This window comes from Actinomycetospora sp. C-140 (assembly GCF_054796175.1).
Genome location: NZ_JBTWNF010000032.1, coordinates 1 through 16,094 on the forward strand (window position 1 = coordinate 1; position 16,094 = coordinate 16,094).

Annotated in this window: 16 protein-coding genes; 11 read left to right on the plus strand and 5 right to left on the minus strand. The window is 74.6% G+C overall.

Features of this window, described 5'->3' with window-relative positions:
- Positions 1-16: 16 nt before the first annotated feature.
- Complete coding sequence (locus ACR9E3_RS31870; protein ID WP_460385053.1) at positions 17-910, minus strand: LLM class flavin-dependent oxidoreductase; 894 nt, start codon at positions 908-910, stop codon at positions 17-19.
- Between the two features lie 65 nt (positions 911-975).
- Here ACR9E3_RS31870 and ald point away from each other — a divergent pair, with 65 nt between their 5' ends.
- A complete protein-coding gene (ald, locus tag ACR9E3_RS31875; RefSeq protein WP_460385055.1) occupies positions 976-2,100 on the plus strand; it encodes an alanine dehydrogenase in 1,125 nt (374 codons plus the stop codon).
- Positions 2,097-3,023 (plus strand): site-specific tyrosine recombinase XerD, encoded by a 927-nt coding sequence (gene xerD, locus ACR9E3_RS31880; RefSeq protein WP_460385056.1) that lies wholly within the window; start codon positions 2,097-2,099, stop codon positions 3,021-3,023. The genes ald and xerD overlap by 4 nt, the downstream gene beginning before the upstream one ends.
- A 41-nt stretch (positions 3,024-3,064) precedes the next feature.
- Here the strand turns inward: xerD and ACR9E3_RS31885 are convergent, their stop codons facing one another.
- Positions 3,065-4,513 (minus strand): cytochrome P450, encoded by a 1,449-nt coding sequence (locus tag ACR9E3_RS31885; RefSeq protein WP_460385057.1) that lies wholly within the window; start codon positions 4,511-4,513, stop codon positions 3,065-3,067.
- Between the two features lie 98 nt (positions 4,514-4,611).
- On the opposite strand from ACR9E3_RS31885, the gene ACR9E3_RS31890 reads away from it, so the two are divergent.
- Positions 4,612-5,196, plus strand: a complete 585-nt coding sequence (locus ACR9E3_RS31890; protein WP_460385058.1) for a TetR family transcriptional regulator — start codon at positions 4,612-4,614, stop codon at positions 5,194-5,196.
- 40 nt (positions 5,197-5,236) lie between these two features.
- On the opposite strand, the gene ACR9E3_RS31895 is transcribed toward ACR9E3_RS31890, so the two are convergent.
- On the minus strand, positions 5,237-6,481 hold the full coding sequence (locus tag ACR9E3_RS31895; RefSeq protein WP_460385059.1) for an MFS transporter: 1,245 nt from the start codon (positions 6,479-6,481) through the stop codon (positions 5,237-5,239).
- Positions 6,482-6,757: 276 nt separating this feature from the next.
- Between ACR9E3_RS31895 and ACR9E3_RS31900 the strand changes: the two genes are divergently transcribed.
- The 4 genes from ACR9E3_RS31900 to ACR9E3_RS31915 all read left to right on the plus strand — a co-directional run bounded on the left by ACR9E3_RS31900 (position 6,758) and on the right by ACR9E3_RS31915 (position 10,653).
- Entirely contained in the window at positions 6,758-7,675 is a 918-nt protein-coding gene (locus ACR9E3_RS31900; protein WP_460385060.1) for a ParA family protein, read from the plus strand.
- A complete protein-coding gene (locus ACR9E3_RS31905) occupies positions 7,672-8,484 on the plus strand; it encodes a segregation and condensation protein A (protein WP_460385062.1) in 813 nt (270 codons plus the stop codon). The genes ACR9E3_RS31900 and ACR9E3_RS31905 overlap by 4 nt, the downstream gene beginning before the upstream one ends.
- The gene (gene scpB, locus ACR9E3_RS31910) at positions 8,481-9,062 is read left to right on the plus strand and encodes an SMC-Scp complex subunit ScpB (RefSeq protein ID WP_460385064.1); all 582 of its coding nucleotides are present in this window, start codon (positions 8,481-8,483) and stop codon (positions 9,060-9,062) included. Before ACR9E3_RS31905 ends, scpB begins: the two co-directional genes overlap by 4 nt.
- 115 nt (positions 9,063-9,177) lie before the next feature.
- A complete protein-coding gene (locus tag ACR9E3_RS31915; protein WP_460385065.1) occupies positions 9,178-10,653 on the plus strand; it encodes a carboxylesterase/lipase family protein in 1,476 nt (491 codons plus the stop codon).
- On the opposite strand, the gene ACR9E3_RS31920 is transcribed toward ACR9E3_RS31915, so the two are convergent.
- Together ACR9E3_RS31920 and ACR9E3_RS31925 are read right to left on the minus strand one after the other, a co-directional pair.
- Complete coding sequence (locus ACR9E3_RS31920; protein WP_460385066.1) at positions 10,650-11,039, minus strand: hypothetical protein; 390 nt, start codon at positions 11,037-11,039, stop codon at positions 10,650-10,652. The genes ACR9E3_RS31915 and ACR9E3_RS31920 overlap by 4 nt on opposite strands.
- A gap of 73 nt (positions 11,040-11,112) precedes the next feature.
- Positions 11,113-12,216, minus strand: coding sequence for a glycosyltransferase family 4 protein (locus ACR9E3_RS31925; RefSeq protein WP_460385068.1), 1,104 nt, complete (start codon positions 12,214-12,216; stop codon positions 11,113-11,115).
- A gap of 173 nt (positions 12,217-12,389) precedes the next feature.
- On the opposite strand from ACR9E3_RS31925, the gene ACR9E3_RS31930 reads away from it, so the two are divergent.
- The 4 genes from ACR9E3_RS31930 (at position 12,390) to ACR9E3_RS31945 (ending at position 16,007) form a co-directional block, all read left to right on the plus strand.
- Positions 12,390-13,124, plus strand: coding sequence for a pseudouridine synthase (locus ACR9E3_RS31930; protein ID WP_460385069.1), 735 nt, complete (start codon positions 12,390-12,392; stop codon positions 13,122-13,124).
- 102 nt (positions 13,125-13,226) lie between these two features.
- Positions 13,227-13,982, plus strand: a complete 756-nt coding sequence (gene cmk, locus ACR9E3_RS31935; RefSeq protein WP_285659383.1) for a (d)CMP kinase — start codon at positions 13,227-13,229, stop codon at positions 13,980-13,982.
- Between the two features lie 54 nt (positions 13,983-14,036).
- On the plus strand, positions 14,037-15,404 hold the full coding sequence (der, locus tag ACR9E3_RS31940) for a ribosome biogenesis GTPase Der (RefSeq protein ID WP_460385089.1): 1,368 nt from the start codon (positions 14,037-14,039) through the stop codon (positions 15,402-15,404).
- 39 nt (positions 15,405-15,443) lie between these two features.
- On the plus strand, positions 15,444-16,007 hold the full coding sequence (locus ACR9E3_RS31945) for a TIGR03086 family metal-binding protein (RefSeq protein WP_460385070.1): 564 nt from the start codon (positions 15,444-15,446) through the stop codon (positions 16,005-16,007).
- Positions 16,008-16,094 lie beyond the last annotated feature (87 nt).

A 16,094-nucleotide genomic window follows, 5' to 3' on the forward strand; every position in this document is an offset into this window, starting at 1 on the left:
AGGACTCGCACCGCGACTACGCCGTCCGGCGGATCAGGTCCTCGAGCAGCGCCAACCCGTCGTCGATGCCCGGGGCGATGTACATGGGGTCGACGAACACGTCGGTGAAGCCCGTGAGGTCGACGAAGCGGCGCGCGGCGTCGGCGATCGTGGCCGCGTCGGTGCCGGCGGCGGCGTTGAGACGCAGCGCCGTGCCGACGTCATGCGGGTCCCGGCCCGCCTCCTCGGCGGCGGCGTCGATGTTCGCGCGGAACCGCAGCAGCGCCCGGGCCTGGCCCTCGATGTCGTCGCTCGGCAGCCGCCCGACCGGCAGCCACCCGTCGGCGCGACGTCCGACGCGGCGCAGCGCGGCCTCCGACCACGCGGAGAGGTAGACCGCCGGGCGCGGCTCCGGTGTCTCGACGTGCACCGCGGGCAGCGGGAAGCGGGGCCCGGTCAGGGGCGCGGGCGCCGCGGACCAGAGCGTGTCCAGCCCGTCGAGGAGCTCGTCGAGCCGGGCGCCCCGGTGGTCGAAGCCCAGCCCGGCGCCCGCGTACTCCTCGGGCGACCAGCCGATGCCCAGCCCGGCGACCAGGCGTCCCGCGGCCAGCGCGCCGATCGTCCCGAGCGAGCGGGCCAGCACGGCCGGTGGGTAGAGCGGGCCGACGATCACGCTGGTGCCGAGCACGACCCGCGTCGTGCGGGTCGCGGCGACGGCGAGCAGGGCGAACGGGTCGAGGGTGCGGCGGAACTGCGTGGGGATGGTGTCGGTGCCGCCGTAGCCGACCGTCGGGTCGACGGCGGCGAGCAGCCGGTCGCCGACCCAGAGGCTCGCCGCCCCGATCTCCTCCGCGCGCGCCGCGAAGTCGCCGATCCGGCCGGCCTCGTCGACGGCGTCGCCGAACTGTGGCACCGAGAACCCGAGTCGCACGTGATCAGTGTCCGCCCGCCGCGCGGCGCCCCGTCAGGGGGTGCGCGCCCCGCTATGGTCCGGCCATGAAGGTGGGTGTGCCGCGGGAGGTCAAGGACCACGAGGACCGGGTCGCGCTGACGGCCATCGGGGTCACCGAGCTCGTGCGCCGCGGCCACGAGGTGCTCGTCGAGACCGGTGCCGGGCTGGGCTCGGCGATCACGGACGACGCGTTCCGCGACGCCGGGGCGAGGGTGCTCGACACCGCCGACGAGGTGTGGGCGTCCGCCGACCTGCTGCTCAAGGTCAAGGAGCCCGTCGAGGAGGAGTACCACCGGCTGCGGCGCGGTCAGGTGCTCTTCACCTACCTGCACCTCGCGGCGTCCCGGGCGTGCACGACGGCCCTGCTCGACGCGGGGACCACGGCCGTCGCCTACGAGACCGTCCAGACCCCCGACGGCGTCCTGCCGCTGCTCGCGCCGATGAGCGAGATCGCCGGGCGCATGGCGCCGCAGGTCGGCGCGCACCACCTGGAGAACGCGCAGGGCGGGCGCGGTGTGCTGCTCGGCGGGGTGCCGGGTGTCCGGCCGGGGCGGGTCGCGGTGATCGGCGCCGGGACGTCCGGCCTCGCGGCGGTGACGATCGCGGTGGGGCTGCGCGCGTCGGTGGAGGTGCTCGACGTCAGCGTCAAGGCGCTGCGGCGCGTCGACGAGATCTTCTCGGGCGCCGTCCGGACCGTGCTCTCCAGCACCCCCGAGGTCGAGCGCGCCTGCCGCGAGGCGGATCTCGTGATCGGCGCGGTGCTGGTGCCCGGCGCCAAGGCGCCCGTGCTCGTCCCGAACGAGCTGGTCGCCGAGATGCGCCGCGGGTCGGTGCTCGTCGACCTCGCCGTCGACCAGGGCGGCTGCTTCGCCGACACCCGGCCGACCACGCACGCCGAGCCGACCTACCGCGTGCACGACTCGATCTTCTACTGCGTCGCCAACGTGCCCGGCGCGGTGCCGACGACCTCCACGCGCGCGCTGACCGGCGTCACGCTGCCCTACGTGCTGCAGCTCGCCGACCGGGGCCTCGCCGGCGCGGCGGCGGCCGACCCGGCGCTGGCGAAGGGGATCGCGGTCGTCGACGGCGAGCTGGTCTCCGACGCCGTCGGCGCGGCCCACGACCTGCCGGTGCGGCGGCTGGCCGAGGTGCTGCCCGAGGCGGGATGAGCACCCCGGCCTCCGCGGTCCGCCTCTACCTCGACCACCTCGTCGTCGAGCGGGGCACGGCGGACAACACGCTGGCCTCCTACCGGCGCGACCTGCACCGCTACCTCGAGCACCTCGACGCCGCGGGCGTCAGCGACCTCGCCGACGTCGCCGAGCGCCACGTCACCGACTTCCTCGTGGCGCTGCGCACCGGCGGCGGGGACCGGGCGCCGCTGGCCACGGCGTCGGCGACCCGGGCGGTGGTGGCGGTGCGGGGGCTGCACCGGTTCGCGCTCGCCGAGGGGCTGGTCGCCGTCGACGTCGCCCGCGAGGTGCACCCGCCGTCGCCCCCGCGCCGGCTGCCGAAGGCGCTGGACGTCGCGACGGTCGACCGGCTGCTCTCGGTGCGCGGGAGCGAGGCCGACGACGTGGCGGGCGTCCGCGACCGCGCCCTGCTCGAGCTGCTCTACTCCACCGGCGCGCGCATCACCGAGGCCGTCGGGCTGGACGTCGACGACGTCGACACCGTCGCGCGCTCGGTGCGTCTGGCCGGCAAGGGCGGCAAGCAGCGCATCGTGCCGATCGGGCGTCCGGCGCTCGCCGCGCTCGAGGCCTACCGCGTGCGCGCCCGCCCCGCCCTGGCGGCGCGAGGGCGCGGCACGCCGGCCCTGTTCCTCAACGCCCGTGGCGCCCGCCTGTCCCGCCAGAGCGCCTGGGCGTCGCTGCGCGAGGCCGCCGACCGCGCGGGCGTCGACGCCGCGATCTCGCCGCACACCCTGCGCCACTCGTTCGCCACGCACCTGCTCGACGGCGGCGCCGACCTGCGCGTCGTGCAGGAGCTGCTCGGCCACGCCTCGGTGACCACGACGCAGATCTACACCCAGGTCACCGTCGACACCCTGCGCGAGGTCTTCGCGATGGCTCACCCGCGCGCCCGTATGTGAGTGAACTTCGGTGCTATAGCACCAAAGTTCGCTCACGTAGGTCAGCCCAGCGGCTCCAGGCGCAGGGGGAGGCCGTCGGCGGGGACGGGGAGCGAGGTGTTGTCCCAGCGCGGCGTGTAGCCCGGCGCGACGGTGATGCGGTGGTGGCGCAGCAGTTCGTGGAGGATCGCGGTGACCTCGAGCGAACCGAAGAGCATGCCCAGGCACTTGTGCACGCCGCCCCCGAAGGGGATCCACGCGTCGCGGTGGGCCTTGTCCTCGCGGCGTGCGTCGCTGAAGCGGTCGGGGTCGAAGGCGTCGGGGTCGGTCCAGATCGCCGGGTCGAAGTGGTTGACCGCGCCGGCGGCCATGACCAGCTGGCCCGCGGGCAGGTGGTGGCCGAGCAGCGCGGTGTCCTTGGTCGTCCGACGCATCACGACCGGCACCGGCGCCGCGAGCCGCAGCGACTCCTTGAGGACGAGGTCGAGGGTCTCCAGCGACTGCAGGGCCGCGAGATCCGGTACGTCAGGCCCGAGCGCCAGCGACTCCGCCCGCGCCTTCTCCTGCCACTCCGGGTTCGCGGCGAGGTAGTAGGCCGCGGCTGCGCTGGTGATCGTCGACGTGTCGTGGGCGGCCATCATCAGGAAGATCATGTGGTTGACGACGTCGTCGTCGGTGAACGCCTCGCCCTCCGGGGTGCGCGCGCGGCACAGTGCCGAGAACAGGTCGTCGCCCTCGCCCGCCTGCTTCGCCGGCAGCGCCGCCAGGAAGTAGCGCTCGAGCAGGGCCCGCCCGCGCAGGCCCGCGCGGTACCGGGTGCCGGGCAGGTCGCGGCGCACGATCGAGCTGGCGGCCTGCACGCACGCCATGAACGACTCGTTGACCTGCTCCGCCTCCGGGCCCGACCGGTCGTCCATGAAGACGTGGGTGGCGACGTCGAGGGTCAGGCGCTTGAGCATCGGGTAGACGCGCAGTTGGCGGCCCTGCGGCCAGGTGGGGATCTCCTCGCGCAGCACGGGCACCGTGCGATCGACGTACCCGCGGATGCGCGGCGCGGTGAACGCCTCCTGCATGACGCGGCGGTGCACGCGGTGGTCGTCGCCGTCGAGCAGCATCAGCCCGCGGTGGAAGAAGTCGTCGACGAGGAACCGCCAGCCGTCCTGGGAGTAGGCCTTGTCCGGATTGGTGAGCACCTGGTGGGTGGCGTCGGGGCCCGCGGCGATGACGACGTGCTCGCCGACGAACCCGCACCAGGACACCGGCCCGAGCGCCGCGTGCCGGGCGCGGGTGAAGGCGCTGCCGTAGCGGATGTAGGACAGCGTGTGCCCGATCACCGGCGGCCCGGCGTCGCCGGGAACCGCCGCCAGGCCCGAGCCGGCGGGCGGTTCCGTGAGCGGCACGACCCGCTGCGGGCGCGTCTTCTCGAGCAGCCGCCGGTCGACACCCGCCGGCATCGGCGCGAGCACGACGGACGACAGGCGCTCACCCGTCGCGGTGCGGACCACGGACACGGCCACCTCCACGGTGTCGGATGCCCCGGACGTTAGACACGGAGCGCTGTTGTGTCCACAAGAAAGACACGGCAGCCGTTCGTGTCTATGGTGTGCGTGTGGCCCCGACCTTCGCCGACCGCACCCGCGGCCTCGTCCGCGACGAGGCGCTCGAGCGCGCGGCGGAGCTGCTCGAGGCGGGCGGGTGGCGGGGGTTGCGGCTCCAGGACGTCGCGGACGGCATCGGCGTGAGCCGCCAGACGCTCTACAACGAGTTCGCGAGCAAGCAGGGGCTCGCCGCGGCGCTCGTGCTGCGGCGCACCGAGGAGTTCCTCACCGGGCTCGAGGCCGCGCTCGAGGGCGAGGATGATCTGTACCGGGCGTGGGTGGAGGCGGTGCGCACGACCCTCGACACCGTCGCCCGCGACCCGCTGCTGCGCGTGATGCTCACCGGTCAGGGCGTGGCGGACCTGCTGCCGCTGCTGACGAGCGAGGCGGAGCCGCTGATCGCGGCGGCGCGCGACCGGGCGGCGGCGTTCCTGTGTCGTCGCCGACCCGAGCTGGACGCACCGACCGCGACGAACGCCGCCGAGATCGCCGCGCGGCTGACCATCAGCCACGTCGTCCTGCCGCTGCACCCGCCCGACGCCGTCGCCGACCAGATCGCGACGGCGGTGGTGCGCTTCCTCGGTGGCAGTACGTGAGCGAACTTCCGGGCTATAGCCCGGAAGTTCGCTCACATGGCTAGGGCGCGCGGCCCACCAGCACCACGCCCAGGGCGCCGAGGGCGGCGACGACGGCGAAGGCGTAGAAGCCCCAGGGGTAGGCGAGGCCGGCCTGGAGCAGGGCGCCGCCGACGATCGGGCCGGCGATGGCACCGAGGCGCCCGACGCCGCTGGCGGTGCCGAGCGCGGTGCCCCGGGCCTCCGCGGGATAGAGCTGCGAGACGTAGGCGTAGACCAGGACCTGGGCCGAGAAGACGAACAGGCCCGCGAGCAGCACGCTCACGTAGATCCCGATGCCGGGCAGGCGGATCGAGAGCAGGGCGAGGAACAGGGTCGCCGCGGCGAACCAGGCGATCGTCGCCGGGCGCACCCCGATCCGGTTGGCGACGGTGCCCGCGAGCAGCAGCCCGAGCACGGCGCCGACGTTGAGCACGAGCAGCAGCGCGAGCGCCGCGCCGAGCGCGTAGCCGGCCGAGCGCATGATCTCCGGCAGCCAGGTGTTCAGGCCGTAGACCAGCAGCAGGCCCATGAACGACGCGATCCAGAAGGCGATGGTCGGGCGCGCGAGGCCGTCGCGGAACAGCGTGGCGACCGGGTTGGACCGCTCACTGCGTCCACCGCGCCAGCTCGAGTCCCCGGCGGCGCGGCGCTCGAGGTAGGCCGCCGACTCCGGCAGCCGCAGCACCAGCAGCGGCACGAGGACCAGGGCGGGGATCGTGCCCGCCACGAACATCGCGGGCCAGCCGAGCGGTGCGATGAGCAGGATGCCGAGCAGGGCGGTCAGGACGGCGCCGACGTGGTAGCCGGTCATCATGATCGTCGTGGCGCTGCTCCCGCGTCCGGTCGGCGCGTACTCGGCGACGAGCGCCAGGGCGACCGGCAGCACGCCGCCGAGCCCCAGCCCGGCGAGGAAGCGCAGCACCCCGAGCACCTCGGGGTTCGGGGCGAAGGCGCACGCCAGCGTCAGCACCGAGAAGCCGGCGACCGTCGCGATCATCGTGCGACGGCGCCCGACGACGTCCGCGATCGGTCCGACGGCCAGCGCGCCCACCATCACCCCGAGCAGGCCGACCGTGACGACCACCGAGGCGCCGGCCGGGTCGAGGTCCCACGCCGGGTCGCGCAGCAGCACGGGCATGACGACGCCGATCACCACGAGGTCGAAGCCCTCGAGCGCCACGGCGCACCAGCACAGCGGGCGCACCCAGCCCGCTCCGGCGGCTCGGCGGGGGGATCGGGTGGCGGTCGTCGGTTCGCTGGTCATCGCACACGTCCTCGTGGGGTCCGGGGCAGTGGCGGGCAGTATGTGAACGGCCACACAGAGGCGTCACCGCCGCTTCCGCTCATCGGGAAGATCGTGACGGAACGGGCGGATCGGGTCGCCGTCCGTGACCGCCGCCACTCGAACGCGCCACCGTCGCACGGACCGGGCCCCCGACGTCGTCTCCCTGCCCGGCGAGTCGTGCGCGGGCACGCCCCACCGGCCTCCTACGCTGAACGCACGAGCACGCGTCGGCCGGGTACGCGAGGGAGGGACGCGATGTCGAACCCCCAGCCGGTCCTCTGGCCTGAGGAGTCCGGGCGGGCCGAGCCGGTCCGGAACGCCGAGGCCGTGAGGGCCGAGGGCGTGGACGAGGTGCCCCCGGGACGTCCGCGACGGGAGGTCCCGGTGCCGGGCCCGCTCGACGGGCACGGGCCGGCGACGGTCCTCGCCATGTGCAACCAGAAGGGCGGCGTCGGCAAGACCACCTCGACGATCAACCTCGGCGCGGCGCTCGCCGAGTACGGACGGCGGGTGCTGCTCGTCGACTTCGACCCGCAGGGCGCCCTGTCGGTCGGGCTGGGCGTGCAGCCGCACCAGCTCGAGACCACGATCTACAACCTCCTGATGGAGAAGGGCACGCGGATCGAGGACGTCATCCGCACGACCACCGTCGAGGGCATGGACCTGCTGCCGTCGAACATCGACCTCTCGGCCGCCGAGGTCCAGCTGGTCACCGAGGTCGGCCGCGAGCAGTCGCTGGGCCGCACGATCGCGCCGGTGCTCGACCGCTACGACTACGTCCTCGTCGACTGCCAGCCCTCGCTCGGGCTGCTGACGGTCAACGCCCTGGCCTGCGCCGACGGCGTGCTGATCCCGCTGGAGTGCGAGTTCTTCAGCCTGCGCGGGGTCGCGCTGCTCATGGACACGATCGAGAAGGTGCAGGACCGCCTCAACCCCAAGCTGGAGATCACCGGCATCCTGGCCACGATGTACGACCCGCGCACGCTGCACACCCGCGAGGTGATGACCCGCGTCGTCGAGGCGTTCGGCGAGCTCGTCTTCGACGCCGTCATCAACCGCACCGTGCGCTTCCCGGAGACGACGGTGGCCGGCGAGCCGATCACCCGCTGGGCCGGGCGCTCCGCGGGCGCCGAGGCCTACCGAGCCCTGGCCCGTGAGGTCATCGCCCGGTGACGCTCGCCCCCGAGAAGACCGAGGCCCCCGAACGCAGCCGCTTCCAGGTCAGCCTGGACAACTTCACCGGCCCGTTCGACCTGCTCCTGCAGCTCATCGGTCGCCACGAGCTGGACGTCACCGAGGTGGCGCTGTCCCGCGTCACCGACGACTTCATCGCCTACACCGCGGCGCTCGGCGACGACGCCGACCTCGAGGAGACGACCGGCTTCCTCGTCGTCGCGGCGACCCTGCTCGACCTCAAGGCCGCCCGGCTGCTGCCCCAGGCCGACGTGGAGGACGAGGACGACCTCGCGCTGCTCGAGGCGCGGGACGTGCTCTTCGCCCGCCTGCTGCAGTACCGGGCGTACCAGCAGGTCGCCGCGCTGTTCCGCGAGCTCGAGGGCGCGGCGCGGCTGCGCTACCCGCGGGCGGTCACGCTCGAGCCCCGGTTCGCCGAGCTCCTGCCGCCCGTGCAGCTCGGGGTCGACGCGCAGGGGTTCGCCGAGCTCGCGGCGGCCGTGTTCCGCCCGCAGCCGCCGCCGACGGTGAGCATCGATCACCTGCACGCCTCGACGGTCTCGGTCCCCGAGCAGGTCGTGATCCTCACCGGCCGCCTGAAGGACCAGGGCGCGGCGACGTTCGCGTCGCTGGTCGCCGACTGCGAGCACGGCATCGAGGTCGTGGGACGCTTCCTCGCCGTGCTCGAGATGTACCGCGCCCGCGACGTCGCCCTCGACCAGCCCGAGGCCTTCGCCGAGCTGCGCGTGCGGTGGGCGCCCGGGGGTGACGCGGGCAGCGCGAGCGCGGACCCGGAGAACGAGCCGTGAGCGAGGGCACCGACCCCCTCGAGGAGCTCGAGGAGGAGCTGGTCTCCGACGCCGAGCTCGTCGCGGCGCTGGAGGCCGTGCTGCTCGTGGTCGACGCGCCCGCGCCGACCGACCAGCTCGCCGACGTCCTGCGCCAGCCGATCCCGCGCGTGCAGGAGGCCCTGCAGGGTCTGGCCGCGGAGTACACCGAGCGCGGCCGCGGGATGGAGCTGCGCACCACGGCCGAGGGCTGGCGGCTCTACAGCCGCGACCGCTTCGCCCCGTACGTCGAGCGTTTCGTCCTCGACGGGCAGCGCACGCGTCTGACCCGCGCGGCGCTGGAGACCCTCGCCGTCGTCGCCTACCGCCAGCCGGTGACGCGCTCGCGGGTCGCGGCGGTGCGCGGCGTCAACGTCGACGGGGTCATGCGCACGCTCGCCGCCCGTGGGCTGATCACCGAGGCGGGCACGGACGGCGCCGGCGGCGGGACGCTCTACCGCACCACCGAGATGTTCCTCGAGCGTCTGGGGCTCGACAGCATCGACGAGCTGCCGCCGATCGCCCCGCTGCTGCCCGACGTGGACGACATCGACGAGTAGGGCTTGCCGGTCGCGCCAAGGAGATGCGCACACCAGCGCTCCTCCGTCGCGCTGTTCCGCGATCTCCGGCGCGCTCCGGTGGTGACGTCATCGACGTGGAGGGAAGTCCTGCGCTGTGGACGAGATTCGGAAGACCACGAGCGGGACGATCCGGGGCACGGTGACCGACGGGATCGCCTCCTTCCTCGGCGTCCCCTACGCGGCCGCCCCGGTGGGGGAGCGCCGGTTCGCGCGCCCCGAGCCGGCCGGCTGGGACGGCGAGCGCGACGCGACGGCGCACGGCGCGACGGCGCCGCAGCTGCTCCCGCGCCCGGGCATGCCCGACATCACCCCGATCACCGGCCCGGGCTGGGTGCCGGGCGCCGAGTACCTGACCGCCGACGTCCGCGCGCCCGCCACCGGCGACGGGCTGCCGGTGATGGTGTTCGTCCACGGCGGCGCGTTCGTCGGCGGGTCGGCGCAGGCCCCGGTCTACGACGGGTCCCGGCTCGCGCGCGAAGGCGCCGTCGTCGTGACGGTCACCTACCGCCTGGGCGTGCCCGGGTTCGCCGCGATCCCCGGCGTCGTCGCGAACCGCGGCCTGCACGACCAGATCGCCGCGCTGCGGTGGGTGCAGGACAACGCCGCGGCGTTCGGCGGGGACCCGCACCGGATCACGGTGTTCGGGGAGTCCGCGGGCGCGCTGTCGGTCGCCGACCTCCTCGTCGCGGCGCCCACGGGCCTGATCCGCCGCGCCGTGGTGCAGAGCGGCGGCGGCTCCCACGTCCTCGTGCCGCAGCAGGCGGCCGTCACCACCGTCGCGCTCGCCGAGGACCTCGGCGTCACCCCGGCCGAGCTCGTCGACGTCCCGGACGAGGGCCTCGTCGCGGCCGTCGGGCGCCTCGGGATGTCCCCGCCCGATCTCACCGTCCAGGGTGTGCGCGACCCGCTCATGGGCCTGTCCGCGCTGGCCCCCGTCGTCGACGACGAGCTCCTCGAGGGCCAGCCGGTCGACGCGCTCGCCCGCGGGGCCGCCGCCGAGGTGGACCTGCTCGTCGGGCACAACACCGAGGAGATGGCGCTCTACTCGGTCTTCGGCGACGCGGTCGGGCTGCCCGCGCCCGGCGAGGACGCGCTGCGGGCCACCGTGGCCCGGCTGCACCCCGACCCCGACGCGGTGGTCGCCGCCTACCGCGCCCGCGGGGGCTCCGTCCGCGAGGTCTTCGACGCCGTGCGCACCGACTGGATGTTCGCCGTCCCGACCCGCCGCCTCGCCGACGCGCACACCGGGCGGACCTGGCGCTACGAGTTCGCGTGGCGCTCGCCGGCCGCCGACGGGCTGCTCGGCGCCTGCCACGGTCTGGAGCTGCCGTTCGTGTTCGACGCGGTCGGGCGCGTCGACACCGGCCTGTTCGCCGTGCCCGACACCGAGGAGACGCGGGCCCTCGCCGCGCGGATGCGCGCGGCGTGGGTGGCCTTCGCCCACGACGGCGATCCCGGCTGGCCGGGCTACACCGCCGCGACCCCGACCACGCACCGGTTCGACGTCGCCGACGAGCTCCTCGACACGCCGGACGGCCCGGAGCGCGACCTCTGGGACGGGCTGCGCTAAGCGGGGACCTCGTCGCCGAACCGCACCTCGAGCTCGGTGAAGAAGGCCGCGATCAGGCGCTCGAGCCCGTCCGCGTCGAGGGCGATCGCGTCCCCGGGCGCCAGGCCGAGCACCGCCCGCTCGGGCCGGTACTTGATCACGGCGTTCGGCGTGAGCACGCCGTCGTGGTCGATGAGCGACTCGGCCAGCAGCTCGACCTCGGTGACCGGGTTGGTGTCCTTGCCCGACGTGACGCGCACGCGGTGCACGAAGCGCCGGTCGAGGGCGAGCAGCAGGGCGTTGGCGAGTGCCGGGTCGTCGGCCCGGCGCAGGGCCGCGATCTGGGCGTCGGCCGCCGCACGGGCGTTCGCGATCTCGTCGGGGGTGAAGGTCTTGCGACCGAGCATGTCCGGCTCCTCCGTCGTCGGGATGTCTGCGACGTAGTCGCACCGGACACGACGGTTGTGACGGCGATGAGGCCTACGCCGCCGCCCAGATCCGGGCGAGGCGGTCCGCCCAGTGGGTCGCGGCGTAGGGCTCCGCGTCCTCGCGCGCCCGCCGTCCGAGGGCCCGGCGGCGGTCGTCGTCGACGACGAGGGCCTCGAGCGCCGCGGCGAGCGCCGCCGGGTCTCCGACGGGCACGAGCACGCCGTTCTGCCCGTCGCGGACCACCTCGGGCAATGCGCCCACCGGCGTCACCACCGGTGCGACACCGAACGCCATCGCCTCCAGCACCGCCATCGGGAGCCCCTCGTGCGAGCTGGGCAGCACGAGCACCTCGGCGCGGCGCAGCAGGGCGTCGCGCTCGGCGCGGTCGAGCCACTCGCGGACCTCGACGACGTCGCCCACCTCCGCAGCGGCGACCGCGGCCCGGACCCCGTCGACCTCGCCGTCGCCCGCCGCCACGAGTCGCAGGCGGCGGCGCGCGGGCGGGGAGAGCAGCGCGCAGGCCGCCACCACGTCGTAGACGCCCTTCCGCGCCCCGAACCGGCCCAGGAACACCGCGAGGACGTCGCCACCGGGCGCGTGCTCGGCCGCCGGGCCCTCCGGCCACTCCACCGGGTTGGGCAGCGCGGTCACCTGGCGCATCGCGACACCCAGGCGCGCCGCGTAGCGCCCGCGCAGGCTCTCCGAGAGCACGACGAGCCGATGCGGGCGCACCAGGGCGCGCACGACCGCCCGCGCCGGCGTGGGGAGCCCGTCGAACCAGTCGAGGAACTCCGAGCCGTGGAGGTGCAGCACGACCGGTACGCGCCGGGCCCGCGCCAGCGCGCCGAGCAGTCCCTTGCGCAGCACGGACGCGCGCTGGGAGACGTGCATGTGGACGAGGTCCGGCGGGCGGAGGACGAGGTGGACCGCCGCCGCGAGGGTGCCGGCGGCCATCGTCCGCAGCCGGGTCGCGGCCGGCCCGTCGCGGTGGGTGGTGACGACGTCGAGGTCGGCCAGCGCCTCGGCGTGCCGCTCCAGGGCGTGCTGCACGCTCCCGATCCCGCCGCGGGCGTCCGCGCGCGGTCCGACCACCAGCACCCGGGGCCGCGGCGCCGACACGAGGGGGAGGGCCGGCGCGGGCTGGACGTGGGTCACCGTGTGTTGCTCCGTTCGTGCGATTCGTCCCCCCGATGGCCGCATCTGATCCCCGGCCCGTGTCGATCACGTGACGGCGGTGTGCGCTCCGCGTCTCCTGCGACGACCGGTGCGGTCAGGAGGCCGAGCGGTCACCACGCCGCCGGCACCCCGGCCGCTGGTAACCTGTGACCGTGAGTGACGGCGTCCGCCTGCAGAAGGTCCTGGCCGAGGCGGGAGTGGCGTCCCGGCGCCAGGCCGAGATCCTCATGAGGAACGGCCGCGTCGAGGTCGACGGCAAGGTCGTCAAGGAGATGGGCATCCGGGTCGACCCGGACACCGCCGTGATCCACGTCGACGGTTCGCGCGTCGTCACCGACACCGAGACCGTCCACCTCGCGCTGAACAAGCCCGAGGGCGTGCTCTCGACGATGTGGGACGACGAGGGCCGCCGCTGCGTCGGCGACATCGTGCTGGAGAAGGCCGAGGGTCAGCGGCTCTTCCACGTCGGTCGCCTCGACGCCGCCACCGAGGGACTCCTGCTGCTCACCAACGACGGCGAGCTCGCGAACCGCCTCATGCACCCGTCCTACGAGGTGCCCAAGACCTACCTCGCGGAGGTCCGCGCGCCGATCCCCAAGGATCTCGGGCGCCGGCTGCGCGACGGTGTCGAGCTCGACGACGGTCCGGCCGCGGTCGACAGCTTCCGGGTGATCGACCGCTCCGGGGCGCGGGTGATGGTGGAGGTCGTGCTCCACGAGGGCCGCAAGCACATCGTGCGGCGCCTGCTCGACGCCGTCGACAAGCCCGTCCAGCGCCTCGTGCGCACCGCGGTCGGCGACGTGACCCTCGGCGAGCAGCGTCCGGGCACGCTGCGCAAGCTGGGCCGCGACGAGGTCGGCTCGCTCTACCGGGCCGTCGGGCTGTAGACCGCCTCACCCGGAGCCGACAACGGCCCCGATCGCAGGGCACAATGGTCTCCCGAACGGGATGCGGTCCGGTGCGCACGGTGTTCGGGAGGCGGCTTCAGGATGGACGCGACGCTGCGCGGGGTGGTGGCCGTCGACGGGCCGTCCGGCACGGGCAAGTCGACGACGGCGCGCGGTCTGGCGATGCGCCTCGACGCGCGCTACCTCGACACCGGCGCCATGTACCGGGCCGCGACCCTGGCCGTGCTGCGCTCGGGGCTGTCGCTCGACCTCGCCGCCACCACCGCCGAGGGCCACGACGACGTGGTGGCCGTGGTCCTGGGTGCCCGCCTCGAGCTCTCGACCGACCCGGCCGAGCCACGCGTTCGTCTCGACGGCGAGGACGTCGGCGCCGAGATCCGGGGCACCGCGGTCACCGGCGCGGTCTCGGCGGTCTCCGCGCTCACGGCGGTGCGCGCCCACCTCGTCTCCGAGCAGCGCCGGATCGTCGCCGAGGCCCTCGCCGACGGCACGGGCATCGTGGTCGAGGGCCGTGACATCGGCACCGTCGTCGTCCCCGACGCCGGGCTGAAGATCTTCCTGACGGCATCGGCGCTCGTGCGCGCGGGTCGCCGCGACGCGGAGAACACGGCGGCGGGCCGGGTCGGCGCGCCCGACACCCAGGCCGACCTGGCGCGGCGCGACACGCTCGACTCCTCCCGCGCGGCGTCTCCGCTGCGCCCGGCCGAGGACGCGGTCGAGGTCGACACCTCGACGCTCGACATCGACGGCGTGCTCGACCGCCTGCAGGGCCTCGCCGAGGACCGCGATATGATCGTCGGCTTCGCCGACGCGGGAGTCGGCTCTCACAAGGGATAGAGATTGAACGAGGAAGGGCCCGCTGTGCTCGCCGACGGCGACGCAGGAACGGGCATCGACGGTGATGCTGTATCGGCCGGAGATGGGCGCCCGGCGCAGCCGGTGCTGGCGGTCGTCGGGCGCCCCAACGTGGGCAAGTCGACGCTGGTCAACCGCATCCTGGGTCGTCGCGAGGCGGTGGTGCAGGACGTCTCGGGCGTGACGCGCGACCGCGTCGCCTACGACGCGCTGTGGAACGGCCGGCGGTTCACCCTGCTGGACACCGGCGGCTGGGAGCCCGACGCGAAGGGCATGCAGGCGGCGATCTCGGCGCAGGCCGAGACGGCGATGGCGACCGCGGACGTCATCCTGCTCGTGGTCGACGGCCAGGTCGGCGCGACGGCGGTCGACCAGGCCGTGGCCCGCACCCTGCGCCGCTCCGACCGCCCGGTGATCCTGGCCGCGACCAAGATCGACGATCAGCGGGGCGAGGGCGAGATCGCGGCGCTCTGGCGCCTCGGGCTCGGCGAGCCGCACCCGGTGTCGGGTCTGCACGGGCGCGGCTCGGGCGACCTGCTCGACATCGTGCTCGACGCGATGCCCACCAGCCCGCGCGACGACGTCGACCTCGAGGGCGGTCCCCGGCGCGTGGCGCTGGTCGGCAAGCCCAACGTCGGCAAGTCGAGCCTGCTCAACCAGCTCACCGGCGAGACGCGCTCGGTGGTCGACGCCGTGGCCGGCACGACGACCGACCCCGTCGACTCGCTCGTCGAGATCGACGGCGAGACCTGGAAGATCGTCGACACCGCCGGCCTGCGCCGCAAGGTCGGCCAGGCCTCGGGCACCGAGTACTACGCCTCGCTGCGCACGAAGGCCGCGATCGAGGCCGCCGAGGTCACGGTCCTGCTCCTCGACGCCTCCGAGCCGATCAGCGAGCAGGACCTGCGGGTGGCCTCCCAGGTCGCCGAGGCCGGCCGCGCCCTGGTGCTCGCGATGAACAAGTGGGACCTCGTCGACGACGACCGCCGATACGCCATGACCCGTGAGCTGGAGCGGGCGTTGGTGCGCTTCCCCTGGGTCGAGCGGGTCAACATCTCCGCGCGCACCGGGCGGGCGGTACAGAAGCTCGCCCCGGCCATGCGCACCGCGCTCGAGAACTGGGATCGCCGGGTGCCCACCGGGCAGCTCAACCAGTGGCTCTCCGACGTCGTCGCCGCGACGCCCCCGCCGGTCCGCGGCGGCAAGCAGCCGAAGATCCTCTATGCGACCCAGGCGCAGAACCGGCCGCCGACGTTCGTGCTGTTCACCTCGGGCTTCCTCGAGGCGGGCTACCGGCGCTTCCTCGAGCGCAAGCTGCGCGAGACGTTCCCGCTCACCGGCACGCCGGTCCAGATCAACGTCCGTGTCCGCGAGAAGGGGAAGCGCGGCGGGCGCAAACGCTGATACGTTCTCAGGACCAACGAGTCCTGAGGAGTGATCGCCGTGCACGATCTCGGTCCGGCCGCGCGCGAGGTCGCGCGGGTCGCCGCGCAGGTGTCCGACGACGACCTCGACCGTCCCTCGCCGTGCGGGCCGTGGACCGTGCGCGAGCTGGTCGGGCACCTGCTCGCCCTCACCGCCCACTTCGCGAACGTCGCGCGGCACACCGAGTCCGACCGGGGCGGGGCGCCCGCCGCGGTGGGCGACGGGTGGCGCGCGCTCCTCGACGAGCGCCTCGCCGACCTCGCGGCGGCGTGGACGGAGCCCGGGGCCTGGGAGGGCGAGGGCTCCGCGGGCGGGCTGACGATGCCCCGCGCCCAGCTCGGGATCGTCGCGCTCGAGGAGCTGGTGCTGCACGGGTGGGACCTGGCGCGCTCGGTCGGCGCCACGTACTGCGTGCGCGACGAGGACGTCGCAGCGGTCGGCGAGTTCGTCGGCGGTGTCGCGCAGGCCGGCGAGCAGGCCCGCACCGGGCTCTACGGCCCGATCGTCGAGGTCGCCACCGACACCGAGTTCGACCGCGTGCTCGCCCTCGCCGGCCGCGACCCGCGGCCCCTGAGCGGCTGATCGTCCGACGCTGTCGGGGGTCCGGTGCACCCTCGTCTCGTGCCGAGCGCGAGGAGGACGCCGTGTGCTGGACCTGTGATCACCCGG

Bases quoted from the DNA above. Each gene is read 5' to 3' on its own strand.
- ACR9E3_RS31900 (WP_460385060.1), top strand. From the start codon at position 6,758: ATGTCGAACCCCCAGCCGGTCCTCTGGCCTGAGGAGTCCGGGCGGGCC.
- ACR9E3_RS31895 (WP_460385059.1), bottom strand. From the start codon at position 6,481: ATGACCAGCGAACCGACGACCGCCACCCGATCCCCCCGCCGAGCCGCC.
- ald (WP_460385055.1), top strand. From the start codon at position 976: ATGAAGGTGGGTGTGCCGCGGGAGGTCAAGGACCACGAGGACCGGGTC.
- cmk (WP_285659383.1), top strand. From the start codon at position 13,227: ATGGACGCGACGCTGCGCGGGGTGGTGGCCGTCGACGGGCCGTCCGGC.
- xerD (WP_460385056.1), top strand. From the start codon at position 2,097: ATGAGCACCCCGGCCTCCGCGGTCCGCCTCTACCTCGACCACCTCGTC.
- ACR9E3_RS31920 (WP_460385066.1), bottom strand. From the start codon at position 11,039: ATGCTCGGTCGCAAGACCTTCACCCCCGACGAGATCGCGAACGCCCGT.